The organism is uncultured Jatrophihabitans sp. (assembly GCF_964251945.1).
Lineage (GTDB): Bacteria > Actinomycetota > Actinomycetes > Mycobacteriales > Jatrophihabitantaceae > Jatrophihabitans.
Genome location: NZ_CAXULP010000002.1, coordinates 443,655 through 459,569, shown reverse-complemented (window position 1 = coordinate 459,569; position 15,915 = coordinate 443,655). Strand labels below are relative to the sequence as shown.

The following is a 15,915-nucleotide window of genomic DNA, read 5'->3' as shown; positions in this document are numbered from 1 at the left end:
TGCGGCTGGACGACGAGTTCTAGTGACCGGCGCGATCGCGGTGTCCCGCGGACAGGCGCTCGCCTATCGCGTCGCGGCGCAGGGCCTGCATCGGGACGGCACGACGGTGAGCGGGCTGGCTGTGCTGGACATCGGCGTCCAGGAGGCGATGGGCCAGCCGGCCGCCCTGGCGTTCGCCGCTCGGCTGCCGGAGACGGCGCCCCTCGGACCGGGCAAGACGGCGATCGGCCCCGGACACCGGCTGGCGCTCGCCTGGTCCCTGCGTGGCGCTCCGCACGTGCACCGGCGGCGTGACCTCGACGCGTTGACCGGGGCGCTCTGGCCGCTGTCGGAGCCGGACGCCGCCGGCCGGCTGAACGAGTCCGGGCCGAGCATCCGCAGATCGGGGATCTCTGCGCTCGACCAGTTCGCCGCCGCCCGCGACACGATGCGCGAGGTGGTGCGCGCGCCCATGTCGAAGGGCGACGCGAGCGCCGAGGTGAGCAAGCGGCTGCCGAAGCCGATGCTGCGCGAGTGCCGCGCCTGCAAGACCTCGCACATCTCGGACTCGGCCATGCGCGCCGCGTTTCTCGCAGCGGGTCTGGAGATGGCGCCGGGCACGTCGCCGCCGGTGCTGCGGCCGCGCGCCGGCGCCGCGGCCCCGGCCGAAGCCGACCTCGCCGCGCTGACCGAGCTAGCGCTTCGCTACCTCGCGCTGCTCGGACCAGCGACGGTCGGCGAGTTCGCCGGCTACCTCGAGGCGCGGCGGGCGGACGTCGCGCGAGCGTGGCCGGACGACCTGGCACAGGTGTCGGTCGACGGACGGACGGCGTTCCTGCCCGCCGGCCGGCTGGCGGCGCTGCGCGACGCGCCGGCGCCCGAGCTAGTCCGCCTGCTCGGGCCGTTCGACCCGTACCTGCAGGCGCGCGACCGCGACCTCATCGTGCCGGACAAGACGGTGCACAAGACGTTGTGGCCCGTGCTCGGCCGGCCGGGCGCGGTCTTCGTCGACGGCGAGGTCGTCGGGGTGTGGCGGACGAAATCGTCCGGACCCAAGCTGACGGTGACCGTCGAGGCCTTCGCGCCGCTCGCGCCGTCGACGTGGTCGCTGCTCGAGAACGAGGCGCAGCGCGTTGCCGAGGTGCGCGGCGCGACCGACGTCGCGGTGCGCCGCAAAGACTGAGCGCGAGCGCGGCTCGAGCGTTGGCCTCGGATCGGAGGCGGGCTCACTCGAGGGGCGGGCGCTGGCGATTCGCCTTGATGCCGCCGCGGCGCCGTTTGGCGTCCATCCGCCGCGCCTTCGCCGCGCGCGACGGCCGGGTGGCCCGGCGCGGCGCGGCCGGCGGCTCCAGACCGGCCGCGATCAGGTGCGCCAGCCGAGCGCGGGCGGCCTGCCGGTTCTGGAACTGCGAGCGCTGCTCGGACGCGGCGATGGTGATCGTCCCGTCCACGAGCCGATCGCCGAGCGCGGCGCCGAGCCGCGCGCGCTGCTCATCGGTGAGCGCCGACGACGCGGCGACGTTCCAGGACAGCTCGACCCGGCTGTCGGTGGTGTTGACCGACTGGCCGCCCGGGCCGGACGACCGGCTGAACCGCTCGACCAACTCGGTATCCGGGATCACGAGCCCGCCCGGCAGCCCGCGTCGGGGCGCGAGCGCGAGATCCTCGCTCATCCGCGCGCCGATCTCGTGCAACCTGCCGGGTCATAGCCCCGCAGGTTGCCCAAGATCAGCTCATGGGACGGCGGGCGCGGCCTGCGCATCCCGCATCCACTCGGTGATCTCGTCGGGGTCGCGCGGCAGCAGGGCCGACAGGTTCTCCGCCGCGCCGTCGGTCACGACGATGTCGTCCTCGATGCGCACGCCGATGCCGCGCAGCTCCGCCGGCGCCGACAGGTCGTTGGGCTGGAAGTACAGGCCGGGCTCGACGGTGAGCACATAGCCCGCCGCGAGCGTCCCTTCGGTGTAGGCCTCCTTGCGGGCCCGTGCGCAGTCGTGCACGTCGATGCCGAGCATGTGCGACGTGCTGTGCAGGGTGTAGCGCCGGTGCAGGCCGGCGCCGGGTCGCTCGGGGTCGTCGGCGCAGGACACCTCGGCGGTCACGGGCAGGATGCCCCACGAGTGCAGGTGGTCGGCCAGCACCCACATTGCGGCCTTATGCGCCGCGGTGAAGTCCGCGCCGGCCTTGACCTCGGCGATGCCGGCGGCCTGCGCTTCCTGCACCGCGCGGTACACCTGCAGCTGTGGCGCCGTCCACGTGCCGTCGACCGGCATCGTGCGCGTGACGTCGGCGGTGTACAGCTCATCGGTCTCGACGCCCATGTCGGCGAGCAACAGCGTCCCCGGCTGGACGACGCCGTGGTTGCGCCACCAGTGCAGCGTGGTCGCGTGCGCGCCGGCGCCGAGGATCGAGGTGTAGCCGACCTCGTTGCCCTCGAGCCGGGCGCGCCGCCAGAACGTCCCCTCGAGCCAGCGCTCGCCGCGCACGTCGCCGCGGCCGACGACGTTCGGCAGCTCGCGCGCGACGTCGGCGAACCCGCGCGCGGTCGCCTCGCAGGCGAAGCGCAGCCGGCCGAGCTCCCACTCGTCCTTGGTCAGCCGCAGTTCGTCGATCGCCTGCGTCAAGCCGTCGTCCTCGGCGCCGGGCAGCAGCGCGTCGACCGCCGGGTCCACGCCGCGCAGCGCGAGCGCGCGGGCGCCGTCGTGTCGCCGCAGGTCGTCCGGCAACGCAGCGAGCGGGCGGGCGGCGAGCTCGAGCACCGCCTCGGTGTCCGCGACGCTCGGCACGTTGCCCACCCAGACCGCGGCGTGGCTGCGGTCGGTGAAGTAACGCGGCTCGCCCGGCTGGGCGTACTCGGCGAGGTAGAGCGTGGCGGTGTGGCCGCCGCCGCTAGGCGCCAGCACGAGCACGGCGCTGTCGGCCGTCTCGCCGGTCAACCAGGTGAAAGCGCTCGCCGCGCGGAACGCGTATTCGGTGTCGTTCGCGCGGGTCGTGAGCTGACCGGAGGCGATGACGATCAGCCGATCCGGGAACAGCGCGGACAGCGCGGCTCGCCGGCGTGCGGTGTACGGCCCGATGCCGGCCGGGGCGGGATGCGGCATCGGCGGCGCCGGATCCCAGTCCTTCGAGATCGCCTCGCGCAGGTGGGCGGCCATCGGAATGTCGTGCGCCGTGGCGGCGCTGTCGGGTTCCTCGGCCAGCGGCTCAGCGGCCGCCACGTCGTCCGGGTTCGGGTCCTGCTCACTCATGCGAGAAGTCTATTGCCGCCGCACACGGCTGGCTGCCGTCACCGCGCGGCTTCCCCGAGTCCTCCGCCGGCCTGGCTTACCTTGTCCTGCATGCAGCCAGTCGAGGAGCAGGAACGCGCGCGACACGCCACCGCCGCCGGCGCCGGCGCCGGTTCGACGCCGCCCAAGCAGGCCCGCACCGGATTGGTGTTGTTGACGGTTCTGGTGGTGGAGGTCGTCGTCATCGGGGCGGGGCTGAACCAGGTGGTCGCCAAGCACATCGCGAACACGGCGGCGAGCCACACCGGCGCCGTCCGCGGCGGCTGGGAGTCGCTGCTGACCTACCGCTGGCGCTTTACGCCGCTCTCCGGCGACCACCAGCACATCTGGGCCGGCGAGCTGGCGCTGATCGGCACGACGATCGTGATGTCGCTGCTGCTGGTGTTTGCGGTCGTCCGCGGAGCGGTCACGTGGGGCCGCGCGTTCTTCGGCGCGTGGCTGGCGGTCGCGGTCGCGACGCTGCTGGGCGGTTACGTGTGCGCGCTGATCGTCGACCCCGGCGGATCGGTCGGGCGGCACCTCGCCGACCGGACGCTGTTCGGGCCGGTGGCGCCGGGCACGCGGACGATCCTTGCCGGCCTCGCGCTGGGGCTGGTCGTGGCTATCGTCGCGTCGATCGTGGCGATTGCGACGCGCTGCGCGCCGGCTGCCGCGGAGGGGCCGGCGGACGGCCCGGCCGAGTCGATCTTCACGGCCGGCCAGGGCGAGTGGAACTCGCCGCCGCCTCCTCCCTCCGCCGGTTGGCCAGCCGGCGGCTGGGCGGCCGAGCAGCCGCCGCCGAACCCGCCCCCGTGGGGACAGGACGCGCAACACACCAGCCGGCTGCCCTCGACGAGCAAGCAGGACGTCGCGTACGACTCGTCGTCCGGGCCGCAGACGAAAGCAGCGCCGGCCGGTGCTGCGGAGCGTGGCCCGGACCAGCCGACGACCGTCCTGCCGGTGCCTGACCCGGCGCCTAACGAGGAGCAGATGCACGCAGCTGGGCCGCCGGCCGCCGCCGAGCCGCAGTCGCAGCCACCTGTCGAGCAGTCGCCCGTTGAGCGGTCGGCCGAGCCGGAACCGACCGTGGGCGAACACGCCGCCGAGCCGGAACCGACCGTGGGCGAACACGCCGCCGAGCCGGAACCGACCGTGGGCGAACACGCCGCCGAGCCGGAGCCCGAGCCGACCCAGGCGATGCCGGCCCAGGGGACGCCGCCGCAGCAGCAACCGCAGCAGCGGCACGGCGCGACAGCGTTCCCGCGCCCGCCGGACGACGAGGACCTGCAGTCCCCGCACGAGCAGGGCTGAACGGCCCAAGGCCAGGCTCAGCCGATGACGTCGAAGCCCATGCCCGCCTTGCGCAGCCGGTCGATCAGGGCGTCGCCCATGGCGACCGCGGTGGTCACCTGGCCGGAGGTCTCGGGGAGGTCGTCGAAGGCGAGGCACAACGCCGACTCGGCCAGCATCTTCGCCGTCTCGTCATAGCCGGGATCGCCGCCGGACACGCGAGTGATCACCTGCTCGCCACCGCCGGCGCCGACGAACGTCACGGTGAACCAGCTCTTCGCCCGCCGCTCCGCGGACGGTCCGTCGCCGGGTTCGAGCCGGCGCAGCACGAGGCGCCGGGCCGGCGGGATCTGCGCTGCGCCGAACAGCGCCGCCACCCCGAGGGCGCCGCCCGCGGCTACCGCCAGGTTCGGCACGGCGGCGAAGTGCGAGTACCGGAAGGACGGGCCGTAGCGCGGCAGCGCGCGCGCCGAGCGGATCACGATCTGCGGGTCGATGGTGGGCAGCGGGACCGCCCAGCCGCCGCCGACTGGGCTGTGGTGCGGGTGGCCGAGAACGGCGCGGACGTCGCGCTCGCCGCGGCCGGCGCTCATGGCGCTCCCGGCCTCCAACTGGCGCCGGGCGCGCCGCGCGGCCATGTTCTGCCGCGGCCGGGAGAACGCCGTCACCGCCGAGTGGAAGGTGCCGCCGGAGAACGAGGCCGAGGCCTGCAGGTAGCCCGCGACGGTGAGCGGCACGTCCGACGGCAACTGCGTCACCGTGAACAGCGCGCCGAGGTCGTGCGGGATCGAGTCGAACCCGGCGGCGTGCACGAGCCGGGCGCCGGTGGCCTGCGCGGTCTCGTGCTGGCGGACGTAGGTGGTGTCGACGAATTCGGGCTCGCCGGTGAGGTCGAGGTAGTCGGTGCCCGCGGCGGCGCACGCCGCGACGACAGCGTTGCCGTAGAGGACGTACGGGCCGACCGTCGTGATCAGCACCCGGGTCTGCTCGGCCAGCCGCCGCAGCGACGACTGGTCGGTGATGTCGGCCTGGCTGAGCTCGATGTCGGCGAAGCGCGGATCGTCGGCCGCCAGACCGTCGCGGACCGCGGCCAGCTTGTCCGCGGACCTGCCGGCGAGCGCCCACCGGGCGTCGGCCGGCGCACAGCGGGCGAGGTGCTGCGCGGTCAGCCGGCCGGCGAAGCCGGTGGCGCCGAGCAGCGTGATGTCATACGGCCGGGAGTCGCGCGCGGGCATGACGCCACCGTAGCCCGGACGCGGCAGGTCGGCGCGGCGACGAGAAGGGCTGCCGACGAAGGGCTAGCCGAGCACCCGCATCGTCAGCCGCAGCCGCACCCTGCCGATGGCGAAGTCGTTCGACCCGCGCGAGCTGCTGTCGAGATAGATGGACAGGAACACGCGTCGAGAAGCGGTGACATGGCCGGCTGCCCGGACGCCCTGCAGGGTGTGCCAGGTCGCCCCCGCTTTGCGCACGAGCAGGTACCCGGGGACTTCGATGTTCCCGTCGTTGCGGTCGATCACGGACGTCAACTCCGACGGCCGGCGCCGCGACGAGCCGTAGACCTCGAGCTTCAACCGCGAGTACCGGATGGCCTTCGGGAGTCTGAAGCCATAATCGGCGAACGCAAGGTCATAGTCGTCCGTCGCGCACCTGTTCACGAGCACGAGGCTGTGGGCGAGCGGCGATGTCGACCGGTGCGCCGACGTGCACCGGGCCGTGCCGCCGGCGCCGCGAAATGTGGCGCCGCGATGCGTCACGTAGACGATCCGGGTGCGCAGCCGCTTGCCGGACACCCGCACGTCGCGCCTCGCCGTCGAGCGGCTGTTCCCGGCCGAGTCGGTGATCACGAACTGCCAGGTGTAGCGGCCCGGCGCCACCTGCCCGTACGCGCCGCGGCCGTTCCAGCTGATGGTGCGCCGGCCGGCTGCGACCCGGCGATCGATGCTGCGCACGACCCGCCCGTCGACGTCTCGCAGGACGAGCCGCAGCAGACCGGCGCCGACCGTCACGTGCGCGGAGAACCGGTCCCGGTAGCCGTCGCGAGCCGGGTAGAAAAGCTTGGTCTTGGTGTTCGGCCGCTTGAGTTCCGGGGCGACGGTGTCGATCACGACGCGCGTCTGCGCATACCCGGCCAGGTTGCCGCGAGCGGCTCGCAGGCCGAGGAAATACCGCCCGTCGGGCAGCACCCGCCCGCGTTGGTTTCGCCCGGCCCAGGTGATGGTGTGCCGGCCGGCCGACTTCTTGCCGAGCCGCAAGTGGCGGACAACCAAACCCGTCGGCGTGCGGACCTCGAACACCATCGCCGCGCGGCGGCGCAGGCTGTAGGTCAGGGTCGTCGTGTCGCGCACGCCATCCCCGTTGGGGCTGAACCGGCGCCGCGAAGCGGAGCGGATCTTGAACCGCAGCGCGGCCGACCTCACCGGCTCGACGCTCGAGCGCGGCCCGGCGCACATCGAGCCGTTCGGCGAGCACAGCACCGTCTGCAGCGTGTGCCGGCCGTCGCGCAACGAGTTGGCGTCGATCAAGAACCGGTACGGCGCGGTCGCATCGAAGCCGGCGCTGCGGCCGTCGACGAGCACTCGCACGGCGCCCCCGCCGGATCGCGCGGCGGCCACGGTAAACAGACCGGTCACCCGGCTGCCGGCGCGCGGCGAGGTGATCGTCGGCGCCGAATTGGCGAGTGTCAGCGACGTGGTAGCGGCGCGCGCTCCGCACTCGCCGCCCGGCGAGCAGTCGACCGCGGTGACGGCGTGCCGGCCGTTGGCGTAACCCCACGACCGGAAGCCGACACTTGCGACGCCGTCCCGGACGGTCACGGGCGCAAGCCTGCGTCCGCCGCTCACCTCGAAGGCGACCTTCGCCGCGGGGGAGGACGCCGACAGCCGCACGATGTCGGCGTCACCTCGCACCGTGATCGCCGCGGGGGTGCTGGTCGGCGGCAGGTGGTCGAGGGCGCGGGCGAAATCGACCTGGCCGGCGCCCAGCCCCTGCGACCGGTAGCCGTGCGCCGACGCGGTGAGCGCGTGCCGCAGTTGGGCGACGGTCGCACCCGGGCTCTGCGCCTTGAGCAGCGCTGCCTCGCCCGCGACGATCGGCGCCGAGAACGACGTGCCGCTGGCGCTCGAATAGCCAGCGCGCGCTGGGAAGAAGTCGCTGCCCGCGAGCGGCGTCGTCGAGTAGATGCCCACGCCCGGCGCGGCGAGCGTGACCCACGAGCCACGGCTCGAGAACGACGCGCGGCGTCGGGTCGCGGTGTCCGTGGCGCCCACCGCGACGACCCCCGGGTAGGCGGCGGGGTACTGCTTCACGGTGGAGTTCTCGTTGCCCGCGGCGGCGACGACGAGCACGCCCTTGCTTATCGCGTACTCGATCGCGGACCGTTCGCTCGAGCTGGCGTCCGGGCCTGCGATGCTCAAGTTCACGATCTTCGCGCCGTGGTCGACCGCCCAGCGGATGCCGGCGACCTCGTCGTCGATCGGGATGGAGCCGTCCGCGGCCGCGATCTTCACGGCGAGCAGGTCGGTGTTGTACCCCGCGCCGGCGATCCCGACGCCGTTGTCGGTCTGCGCCGCTGCCACGCCCGCGACAAAGGTTCCGTGCCCGACAGCGTCGGTGACCGGCTGGCCCGGCGCGTCCGCGTTGTACCGGCCGGAGATCTTGTTCGCCAGGTCGGGATGCGTCGCGTCGACGCCGCTGTCGACGATCGCGATTCGCACCGAGGCTGAGCCGCGCTGCCGCGCCCACGCGGCCGGCGCCGCGACGGCGGCGAGGTACGCCGATTCCTTCGGGTAGCTGGGGTCGTTCGTCGGGTTTGCGACAAACGTGCGGATGACCGGCCGCTCGACGGCGCCGACGCCAGGCAGGCTCGCCAGCGCCGCGGCGGCCGAGCGCGCCTTGCCGGCGGGCACTTCGACAGAGAAGGCGTCACCGGCCAGCCGGCGACGCACCGTCACACCCGGCTGCCGGTCCGCGCGCTCGAGCGCGGCCCGCAGCGGCGTTCGGGTGCCGCCGCGCAGGTGGACGATGAGGACCCGGGTCGCGATGGATGCCCGCGCGCTCGTCGTTGGTTTGGCCGGTGCGGGCTCGCCGGCCGAGGCAGGCTTGCCGGGCGAATCGGCAGCGGCCGGGGTCGACAGCGCGATCGCGCCGGCGCACACCGCCGCGGCGGTGGCGAGCACGCCGGCCGTCCGAACGGCATGCCCCATGTCCGTTACCCCCGCGACGCGTTGTACGGCCCCCGCCGCGGCGGAAACTTACACCTGGGACAGTGGGTACCGCCAAGATCACCCCCGGTTGGCCGGGGCAGCCCGCCGGCCCGGCGCCTCTTGCGTTGCGCGTCAGCGATGCGGAGTGCGCGGTGAGTGGTCGGGCGTCAGCGCCCAGCTGGCGAGCAGGTTCAGCGCGCGGCGTGACGGCGAATTGGGTTCTGTGCTGTAGGCGAAAATAGTGGTGTCGTTGTCGCCGGGCAGGGTGAGCGTCTCGTAGTCGACGGTCAGGTCGCCGACCACGGGGTGGCGCAGGCGTTTCGCTCCGTAGGTGCGTTGGTAGACGCGGTGTTCGTTCCACCACTGGTCGAACTCGGGGCTCTGCGCTCGTAGGTCGGCGACGAGCGCGGTCGTGGACCGGTCGCCCGGGTCGCCGCCGAGGTCGAGTCGGAGGCTTTCGACGGCTGCTCGCGCCTGCTGCTCCCAGTCCACGAACAGCGACCGTGCGTCGGCATCCAGAAAGATCCAGCGCGCGTAGTTCCGATCGGCGGGTTTCATCCGCTCGAAGTCGGCGAACAGAGCGCGAGCTAGTCGATTTGCCGCCAGGACGTCACTGCGCCTGCCCAGGACGAGTGCGGGCACACCGTCGAGGCTGTCGAGAAGCTGGTTCAACCCGGGCCGCACTCGTTGCACACCGTGGGCCTGGCGGTGAACGGACGCAGACGTGCCGATGCCGATGAGATCTTCGAGATGGGCGCGACCGGCGGACCCGAGATCGAGCGCGCGGACGAGCGCGTCGATCACAGCAGGCGACGGGACGATGCGACGGCCTTGCTCGAGGCGCGCGTAGTAGTCCGTCGACACACCGGCCAGCAGCGCGACCTCCTCGCGGCGCAGCCCGGGCACCCTGCGGACCCGCGCGTCGGCCGGCAGTCCGGCCCGCTGCGGGTCCTGCTGGCTGCGCGCTCGGCGCAAGAAGTCGGCGAGTTCGCGGTTCGGGTCGGCCACCAGATCATTGTGCGCGGCAACGCGGACTCCTGGGTGGGCCGCTGAGTCCTAGGCGCGCGGGTCCGTGGTCTCACAGGGCGCGAGATGGCCGCCCATGGCCCGCGGGTGGCGGCGAGAGTTGATGACGCAGGCAGACGACCTCCGCACGAAGCGGCCGCGCGTCATTGCGGCCCGAAGAGCAAAGGAAATGATCATGAGCATTCCCGACGACCGCCCCGCAACGTGGTTCGTGACCGGCACGTCGCGCGGCCTCGGACTCGAGCTCGCCGTTCAGGTGCTTGAGCGCGGCGACAACCTCGCCGCCACCACCCGCTCCGTCGAGCGGCTCGCCAGCGCGCTCGCCGGCCGCGTGGACACCGCGAAGCTGCTCGCTCTCGAGGTGGACCTGCGCGACGCCGCGGCTGTCGCCGGCGCGGTCGAGCAGACCACCGCCCGCTTCGGCGCCCTCGACGTGGTCGTCAACAACGCCGGCTACGGCTTCCTCGCCGCGGTCGAGGAGACCAGCGTGGACGAGGTGCGCGACATGCTCGACGTCCAGGTCGTCGGTGTCTGGAACGTGCTGCGCGCGGCGCTGCCCGTGCTGCGGAATCAGCGCAGCGGCCACATCGTCACCGTGTCCTCGGTGTTGGGCCTGACGGCCGTGCCGGGGTGGGCGCTGTACTGCGCGGGCAAGTTCGCCGTCGAAGGCATCAGCGAGGCGCTCGCCGGCGAGGTGGCCGACTTCGGCGTCGAGGTCACGATCGTCGAGCCGGGCTACTTCCGCACGGACTTCCTGACGACCGACTCCCTGGGTCTGCCGGCGGCCACCTCCGACGGGTACCCCGCGATCCGAGAAATGGTGCAGAGCCACCTCGAGCTGCAGGGCAGTCAGCTGGGCGACCCGGTCAAGGGCGCCGAGCGGATCGTGGCGAAGGTGGTCGACGGCGGCGGCCCGCTGCGGCTGATCCTGGGCTCCGATTCGCACGCCTATGCGACCGCGAAGGTCGAAGCCCTGCAGGCGAACCTCGACGACGCCCGGGACACGGCGGCCCGCACCGACCACGCCACGCTCGCTGAGGGCGTTTCGGCCTGAGCCGGCTTGTCTGACCGGCTGCCCCTCCTACAGGAAGGCGTGAACGTGCGCAGAGTTCTGATCGTGATGTCCGCGGCTGACACGTGGACCCGCACGGACGGTTCGCGGTATCCGACCGGATATTGGGCCGAGGAGGTCGCGGCGCCCTACGAACGGTTCGTCGCCGCCGGCTTCGACGTCGATTTCGCCTCGCCGGGCGGTGTTCTCCAGCCGCTGGATCAGCACAGCGCCGACCCGCAGGTGGCTGGCCCGGAATGCGGCCGCTGGGTCGAGCACGCCGAGAACGCGCTTCGCAAGCACGGTCCGCTGCTCGCGCTCGAGGACGTGGAGCTCGGCACGTACGACGCGGTGGTGCTGCCGGGCGGGCACGGTCCGGTCGTCGATCTGCACCAGGACGCCAACCTCGGCCGGGTGCTCGTCGACGCCGACACCCGAGGCGCGGTGATCGGCGCGGTATGCCACGGGCCGGCGGGTTTGCTCAGCGCTGTCGAGCCGGACGGCAGTTGGCGTTTCGCCGGACGTCGGATGGCCGCCTTCACCGACGAGGAGGAGCAGCTGTTCGGCACCGCTGAGCTCGCGCCATGGCTGCTTGCGAGCCGGCTGCGCCAGCGGGGCGCGATGCTGACTGACGGCGCCGCGTACCAGGCGCACATTGAGCGTGACGGCAACCTGTTCACGGGCCAGAACCCCGCGTCCAGCGGCCCGATGGCTGAGGCCATCGTGGCCGCCCTGAGCTGACGCAGACTCACCCGCCCGGCGCCCGGCCGCAAGGGCCAATGGAGAGAAGCTGACATGGCAAGTCTTGACCCAAGCGACGTCGTCAGTGCCGTCGACACGGGCCTGTTCATCGGCGGTCGATGGCGGGCCGCGGCGCACGGCCGGCGGCTGAGCGTCGAGAACCCGGCGACCGGGGCCCAGTTGGCCGAGGTAGCGGACGCGACCATCGACGACGGGACGCTGGCCCTCGACGCGGCATGCGCGGCGCAACGCCACTGGGCGTCAGTTCCGCCTCGCCAACGCGGGGAGATCTTGCGGCGCGCCTACGACCTGCTCACCGAGCGAACCGAGCAGTTCGCGTTGTTGATCACCCTCGAGATGGGCAAGTCGCTCGCGGAATCCCGCGGCGAAGTGGCCTATGCAGCCAACTACCTGCGCTGGTTCGGCGAGGAAGCCGTCCGGATCGACGGCAGCTGGAAGGTCAGCGAGGACGGCACGGCCCGCGTCCTGGTGATGCGGCAACCGGTGGGTCCCTGCCTGTTCATCACCCCGTGGAACGCGCCCTTGTCGATGCCGGCCCGAAAGATCGGCCCCGCCATCGCCGCGGGGTGCACGATGGTGCTCAAACCTGCTGCCCAGACGCCGTTGACGACCAACGCGCTGGCCGCCGTCCTGGCCGAAGCGGGCTTGCCGGACGGGGTCCTCAACGTTGTGCCCACCAGTGAGGCGTCCGCGCTGTCGGAGCACCTGCTGGGTGATGAACGGCTGCGCAAGATCTCCTTCACCGGGTCCACCGCTGTGGGCCGGCTGCTGCTCGCGCAGGCCGCGCAGAATGTGCTGCGGACCTCGATGGAACTCGGCGGCAACGCCCCGTTCATCGTGTGCCACGACGCCGACCTCGAGCGTGCCGTCGACGGCGCCGCGACCGCGAAGCTGCGCAACATCGGCGAAGCGTGCATCGCCGCCAACCGATTCCACGTCCATCGCAGCGTTGCCGAGGAGTTCACCGACAAGCTCGTCGAACGGATGACCGGCCTGCGGTTGGGCGACGGAACCGATCCGGACACCGACCTCGGCCCGCTCATCGACAGCCGGCAGCGCTCGCGGGTGGCGCAGCTCGTCGACGAGGGCGTCGCGGCCGGCGCGCGCGTGCGTATCGGCGGCGAGACACCCCAGGGGCCGGGCTACTTCTATCCGCCCACGGTCCTGTCCGACGTGCCGGCCGACGCCCGCATCGCGCGCGAGGAGATCTTCGGACCCGTCGCGGCCATTCAGACGTTCTCCTCTGACGAGGAAGCGCTGGCCGTGGCCAATGACACCGAATTCGGGCTGGTCAGCTACCTCTACACCCGCGATCTCGACCGGGCCCTGTGGATGAGCGAGCGACTCGAAACCGGCATGGTCGGGCTCAACCGGGGATACGTCTCGGACGCCAGCGCGCCCTTCGGCGGAGTCAAGCAATCCGGCGTCGGCCGCGAGGGCGGGCGCAGCGGCATCAACGAATACCTCGAGGAGCGCTACATCGCGATCCAGGCGACCCCGCCGCTCGAGACTGTTGAGAGCTGAGGAGCGTCGCCGTGCCTGCCGCACTCGCCCACGGTTCGCCGTTCTCGCTGTTGACCCGCTTGGCCGGTGACGACGACCAGGCGGAGATCTTCGGCGAGGACAGCGCTGTCGAGAGCTGGTTGGCGGCCGAACGCGCGCTCGCGCTCGCCCAATCAGAGCACGGGGTGCTGTCCCGCGACGACGCCGACGCCATCGTCAAAGCCGCCCGCGCCGAGAGCATCGACACCGCGGCGCTGTGGAGCACCGCCCGCGTCGTCGGCTACCCCGTTCTGGGGCTGGTACGCCAGGTGGCCGCCGCGCTGCCTTCGGGCCCCGACGGAAGGGTGCATTACGGCGCCACCACCCAGGACATCATGGACACCGGGTTGGCGCTGCAGCTCATCCGCTCGCTGGCGGCGCTCGACCGGCAGTTGGGCGCTGTCGGCGACGCGCTCGCGGCACGGGTCGAAGAGCACGCCGACACCGTCATGGCCGCGCGAACCCACGCGCAGCAGGCGGTGCCCACCACCTTCGGCGCCACCCTGGGAACCCTGCTGGCGCAGCTCGCCCGCCACCGTGAACGGCTGGCGCAGGCCGCGCCGCGCATCGCCTGCGTCTCGCTGTTCGGGGCCGGCGGCACGGCGGCGGCGCTCGGACCCAGTGCGAGCGCGATACGGGCCAGCACGGCCCGCCTGCTCGAGTTGCGAGACTCAGGAATGCCGTGGCACGTCGATCGCGACGGCGTCGCCGAATACGGCTGGTTGTGCGCCACCATGACCGCGGCGTGCGCCAAGTTCGCCCGAAACATCGTCGACCTGTCGCGGACCGAAGTCGCCGAGGTGTTCGAGCCGTTCGAGAGCCACCGCGGCGCGTCCTCCACGATGCCGCAGAAGGTCAACCCGATCGCCTCCGAGATCGTCATCGGCGCCGCCGGCGCCGCCGGTTCGCTCACGTCCTCCCTGTTGCGCATGCAGGAGGCAGGACACGAACGCGCGGCAGGGGAGTGGCAGATCGAATGGCATGTGATCCCCCAGCTGGGCGTCCTGGCAGGCACCGCATTACGCCAGACCCGCACGATCCTCGAGGGCCTGCGGGTCGACCCGGCACGGATGCGCGCGAACCTCGCACTAGACGGCGGATTGGTGATGGCCGAAGCCCACATGATCGGCCTGGCGCAGGCCCTCGGCCGGGAGCGGGCGCACGACCTCGTCTACGAAGCGGCCGAACGCGCCCGCGGCACCGGGCGGACGCTGGCCGACACGATCGCGGAAGTCGCCGAAGACAACTCCATCGCCCATCTGACGTCCGGGTCCGCCATGGCCGTCGAGGACTATCTCGGCGAGGCGCACGCCATCGCGACTCGGTCGGTCGAGCTCTGGCGCGCCACACCCGCCCTTGTCGGCCAAGTCACGCCGATCGAAGATCTCGCCACCACCCGTTGAACTCCGCGATCAACGCCGATCGTGGCAATCTCGAGGGCATGGCGAACCGGCTCACTGGCATCACCATTGACTGCCGCGAGCCCACCCGCCTGGCATCTTTCTGGAGTTCCCTGCTGAACACGCCGATCACCAGCGAGCACGACGGCCCGGACTGGGCCACGGTGGGGTCTCGGCACGGCCAGCAGCCGCGCCTGACCTTTCAGCGGGTGCCCGAGGCAAAGACCACCAAGGTCCGAATTCATCTCGATATTCAAGTCGACGATATCGACGCCGGACAGCGACAGGTCAAGGAACTCGGCGGCACGTGGTCCGGTGAACGACACGATTACGACGAGGGCGTCGTTTTGGTCATGCGCGATCCGGAGGGGCACGAGTTCTGCATCGTGCAGCATTTCGCATAGCGCTGGGCGTGACCTCTCCTCGCCGTCCTCAGCGCCTGATGTCTGCTCAGCCGCCGCGGCGAAATCGTCGGCATCCCCTTCGGTCTCGTGTATCACGAGACCCTGCTGCGCCGTCCCAGGACGGCGGGGATCATGGAGCAGGTGAACCGGCTCGCGGCCTCGACCAGCCCCTATCTGCAGCAGCACAAGGACAATCCTGTCGACTGGTGGGAATGGTCGGACGAGGCGCTGGCCGAGGCGCGTCGCCGCGACGTCCCGATCCTGTTGAGCGTCGGCTACGCGGCCTGCCACTGGTGCAACGAGGCGGTCGCCTCCCAGAAGACGGGGCCTGCGTGCTCGGAGGCCCGGGAATCATTGGCCTGTATGTGACGCGTTAGGACGCTGAAGATCGCCGTTGGACACCGTTTCCGGGGTCTCGTGTATTACTCTCGTGTATCACTGCGGACGCCGCGAACCGATCTGGCACAGGGTTAGCGACACGGGCCGCGCGCAAGAGTCGGCGAGTGTCGCGCATGCGGGCGAGCGCAGAGTGTGCCGAGCCAGAGCGCCGCGTGGCTGGCGACGGCTAGTCGAGAAACGTGTCTGCGTGCAGTCCCACAGCGCAATCTCGCCATCCGGAAACATGATCACCGCGGCATAGACGTACTTCGACGGCGTGCCGACGTTTCGCCCCCCACTCCAACACAAGCCCAGGCTGCTTGCCCCGAACGCTCACCGTCCGGCCAACCTTGTTTCGGCCTTGTTCATCAACACCGTCTCGCGGATCCGTCACACGCGCGACGATATCCAGCAACCGAACGAGCAGGGGCACCAAACGCCAGCCGCAAGCGGTCGAACGCCTTCTCCAGGGGGCGGATCGGATCGAGTCCCCAGCCACCGCACTATTCTGCAGCGCCTACGAAACATAAGCGTTCGGTTGCCCCGCCGACCCGATCCGGGCAACGGCGAGCTACTACTACGCCGATACGTCCGGTACCGCCGGAAGTGTCA

The 15,915-nt window shown here is 71.9% G+C and carries 12 protein-coding genes and 1 pseudogene; 8 read left to right on the top strand and 5 right to left on the bottom strand.

Features of this window, described 5'->3' with window-relative positions; translation table 11 throughout:
- Positions 1 to 22: 22 nt before the first annotated feature.
- Positions 23 to 1,162 carry a DNA glycosylase AlkZ-like family protein gene (locus ACFFBG_RS07105; protein ID WP_375477072.1) on the top strand — a complete coding sequence of 380 codons (1,140 nt, stop codon included), beginning with the start codon at positions 23 to 25 and terminating at the stop codon, positions 1,160 to 1,162.
- 43 nt (positions 1,163 to 1,205) lie between these two features.
- On the opposite strand, the gene arfB is transcribed toward ACFFBG_RS07105, so the two are convergent.
- Together arfB and ACFFBG_RS07095 are read right to left on the bottom strand one after the other, a co-directional pair.
- A complete protein-coding gene (gene arfB / locus ACFFBG_RS07100) occupies positions 1,206 to 1,652 on the bottom strand; it encodes an alternative ribosome rescue aminoacyl-tRNA hydrolase ArfB (RefSeq protein ID WP_375477070.1) in 447 nt (148 codons plus the stop codon).
- A gap of 60 nt (positions 1,653 to 1,712) precedes the next feature.
- Positions 1,713 to 3,227 (bottom strand): aminopeptidase P family protein, encoded by a 1,515-nt coding sequence (locus ACFFBG_RS07095; RefSeq protein WP_375477068.1) that lies wholly within the window; start codon positions 3,225 to 3,227, stop codon positions 1,713 to 1,715.
- A 90-nt stretch (positions 3,228 to 3,317) separates the two neighbouring features.
- On the opposite strand from ACFFBG_RS07095, the gene ACFFBG_RS07090 reads away from it, so the two are divergent.
- A complete protein-coding gene (locus ACFFBG_RS07090; RefSeq protein WP_375477066.1) occupies positions 3,318 to 4,556 on the top strand; it encodes a hypothetical protein in 1,239 nt (412 codons plus the stop codon).
- A gap of 17 nt (positions 4,557 to 4,573) precedes the next feature.
- Here the strand turns inward: ACFFBG_RS07090 and ACFFBG_RS07085 are convergent, their stop codons facing one another.
- From ACFFBG_RS07085 to ACFFBG_RS07075, 3 genes are all read right to left on the bottom strand, one after another.
- Positions 4,574 to 5,770, bottom strand: a complete 1,197-nt coding sequence (locus ACFFBG_RS07085; RefSeq protein ID WP_375477064.1) for a saccharopine dehydrogenase family protein — start codon at positions 5,768 to 5,770, stop codon at positions 4,574 to 4,576.
- Positions 5,771 to 5,833: 63 nt separating this feature from the next.
- Positions 5,834 to 8,740, bottom strand: coding sequence for a S8 family serine peptidase (locus tag ACFFBG_RS07080; RefSeq protein ID WP_375477061.1), 2,907 nt, complete (start codon positions 8,738 to 8,740; stop codon positions 5,834 to 5,836).
- Between the two features lie 132 nt (positions 8,741 to 8,872).
- A complete protein-coding gene (locus ACFFBG_RS07075; RefSeq protein WP_375477059.1) occupies positions 8,873 to 9,748 on the bottom strand; it encodes a helix-turn-helix transcriptional regulator in 876 nt (291 codons plus the stop codon).
- A gap of 193 nt (positions 9,749 to 9,941) precedes the next feature.
- On the opposite strand from ACFFBG_RS07075, the gene ACFFBG_RS07070 reads away from it, so the two are divergent.
- The 6 genes and pseudogenes from ACFFBG_RS07070 to ACFFBG_RS07045 form a co-directional block, all read left to right on the top strand.
- Entirely contained in the window at positions 9,942 to 10,820 is an 879-nt protein-coding gene (locus ACFFBG_RS07070) for an SDR family NAD(P)-dependent oxidoreductase (RefSeq protein WP_375477057.1), read from the top strand.
- 45 nt (positions 10,821 to 10,865) lie between these two features.
- The gene (locus ACFFBG_RS07065; protein WP_375477055.1) at positions 10,866 to 11,558 is read left to right on the top strand and encodes a type 1 glutamine amidotransferase domain-containing protein; all 693 of its coding nucleotides are present in this window, start codon (positions 10,866 to 10,868) and stop codon (positions 11,556 to 11,558) included.
- Between the two features lie 54 nt (positions 11,559 to 11,612).
- Positions 11,613 to 13,103: an NAD-dependent succinate-semialdehyde dehydrogenase gene (locus tag ACFFBG_RS07060; protein ID WP_375477053.1), complete on the top strand. Its 1,491-nt coding sequence runs from the start codon at positions 11,613 to 11,615 to the stop codon at positions 13,101 to 13,103.
- An 11-nt stretch (positions 13,104 to 13,114) separates the two neighbouring features.
- Positions 13,115 to 14,524, top strand: a complete 1,410-nt coding sequence (locus ACFFBG_RS07055) for a lyase family protein (RefSeq protein ID WP_375477051.1) — start codon at positions 13,115 to 13,117, stop codon at positions 14,522 to 14,524.
- Complete coding sequence (locus tag ACFFBG_RS07050; RefSeq protein ID WP_375477049.1) at positions 14,521 to 14,925, top strand: VOC family protein; 405 nt, start codon at positions 14,521 to 14,523, stop codon at positions 14,923 to 14,925. Before ACFFBG_RS07055 ends, ACFFBG_RS07050 begins: the two co-directional genes overlap by 4 nt.
- 132 nt (positions 14,926 to 15,057) lie before the next feature.
- Positions 15,058 to 15,225 (top strand): annotated as a pseudogene (locus ACFFBG_RS07045) (DUF255 domain-containing protein); the annotation flags it as partial.
- Positions 15,226 to 15,915 lie beyond the last annotated feature (690 nt).

Excerpts from the sequence above, each read along its gene's own strand:
- ACFFBG_RS07060 (WP_375477053.1), top strand. The coding sequence starts at position 11,613 with ATGGCAAGTCTTGACCCAAGCGACGTCGTCAGTGCCGTCGACACGGGC.
- arfB (WP_375477070.1), bottom strand. The coding sequence starts at position 1,652 with ATGAGCGAGGATCTCGCGCTCGCGCCCCGACGCGGGCTGCCGGGCGGG.
- ACFFBG_RS07090 (WP_375477066.1), top strand. The coding sequence starts at position 3,318 with ATGCAGCCAGTCGAGGAGCAGGAACGCGCGCGACACGCCACCGCCGCC.
- ACFFBG_RS07080 (WP_375477061.1), bottom strand. The coding sequence starts at position 8,740 with ATGGGGCATGCCGTTCGGACGGCCGGCGTGCTCGCCACCGCCGCGGCG.
- ACFFBG_RS07070 (WP_375477057.1), top strand. The coding sequence starts at position 9,942 with ATGAGCATTCCCGACGACCGCCCCGCAACGTGGTTCGTGACCGGCACG.
- ACFFBG_RS07095 (WP_375477068.1), bottom strand. The coding sequence starts at position 3,227 with ATGAGTGAGCAGGACCCGAACCCGGACGACGTGGCGGCCGCTGAGCCG.
- ACFFBG_RS07085 (WP_375477064.1), bottom strand. The coding sequence starts at position 5,770 with ATGCCCGCGCGCGACTCCCGGCCGTATGACATCACGCTGCTCGGCGCC.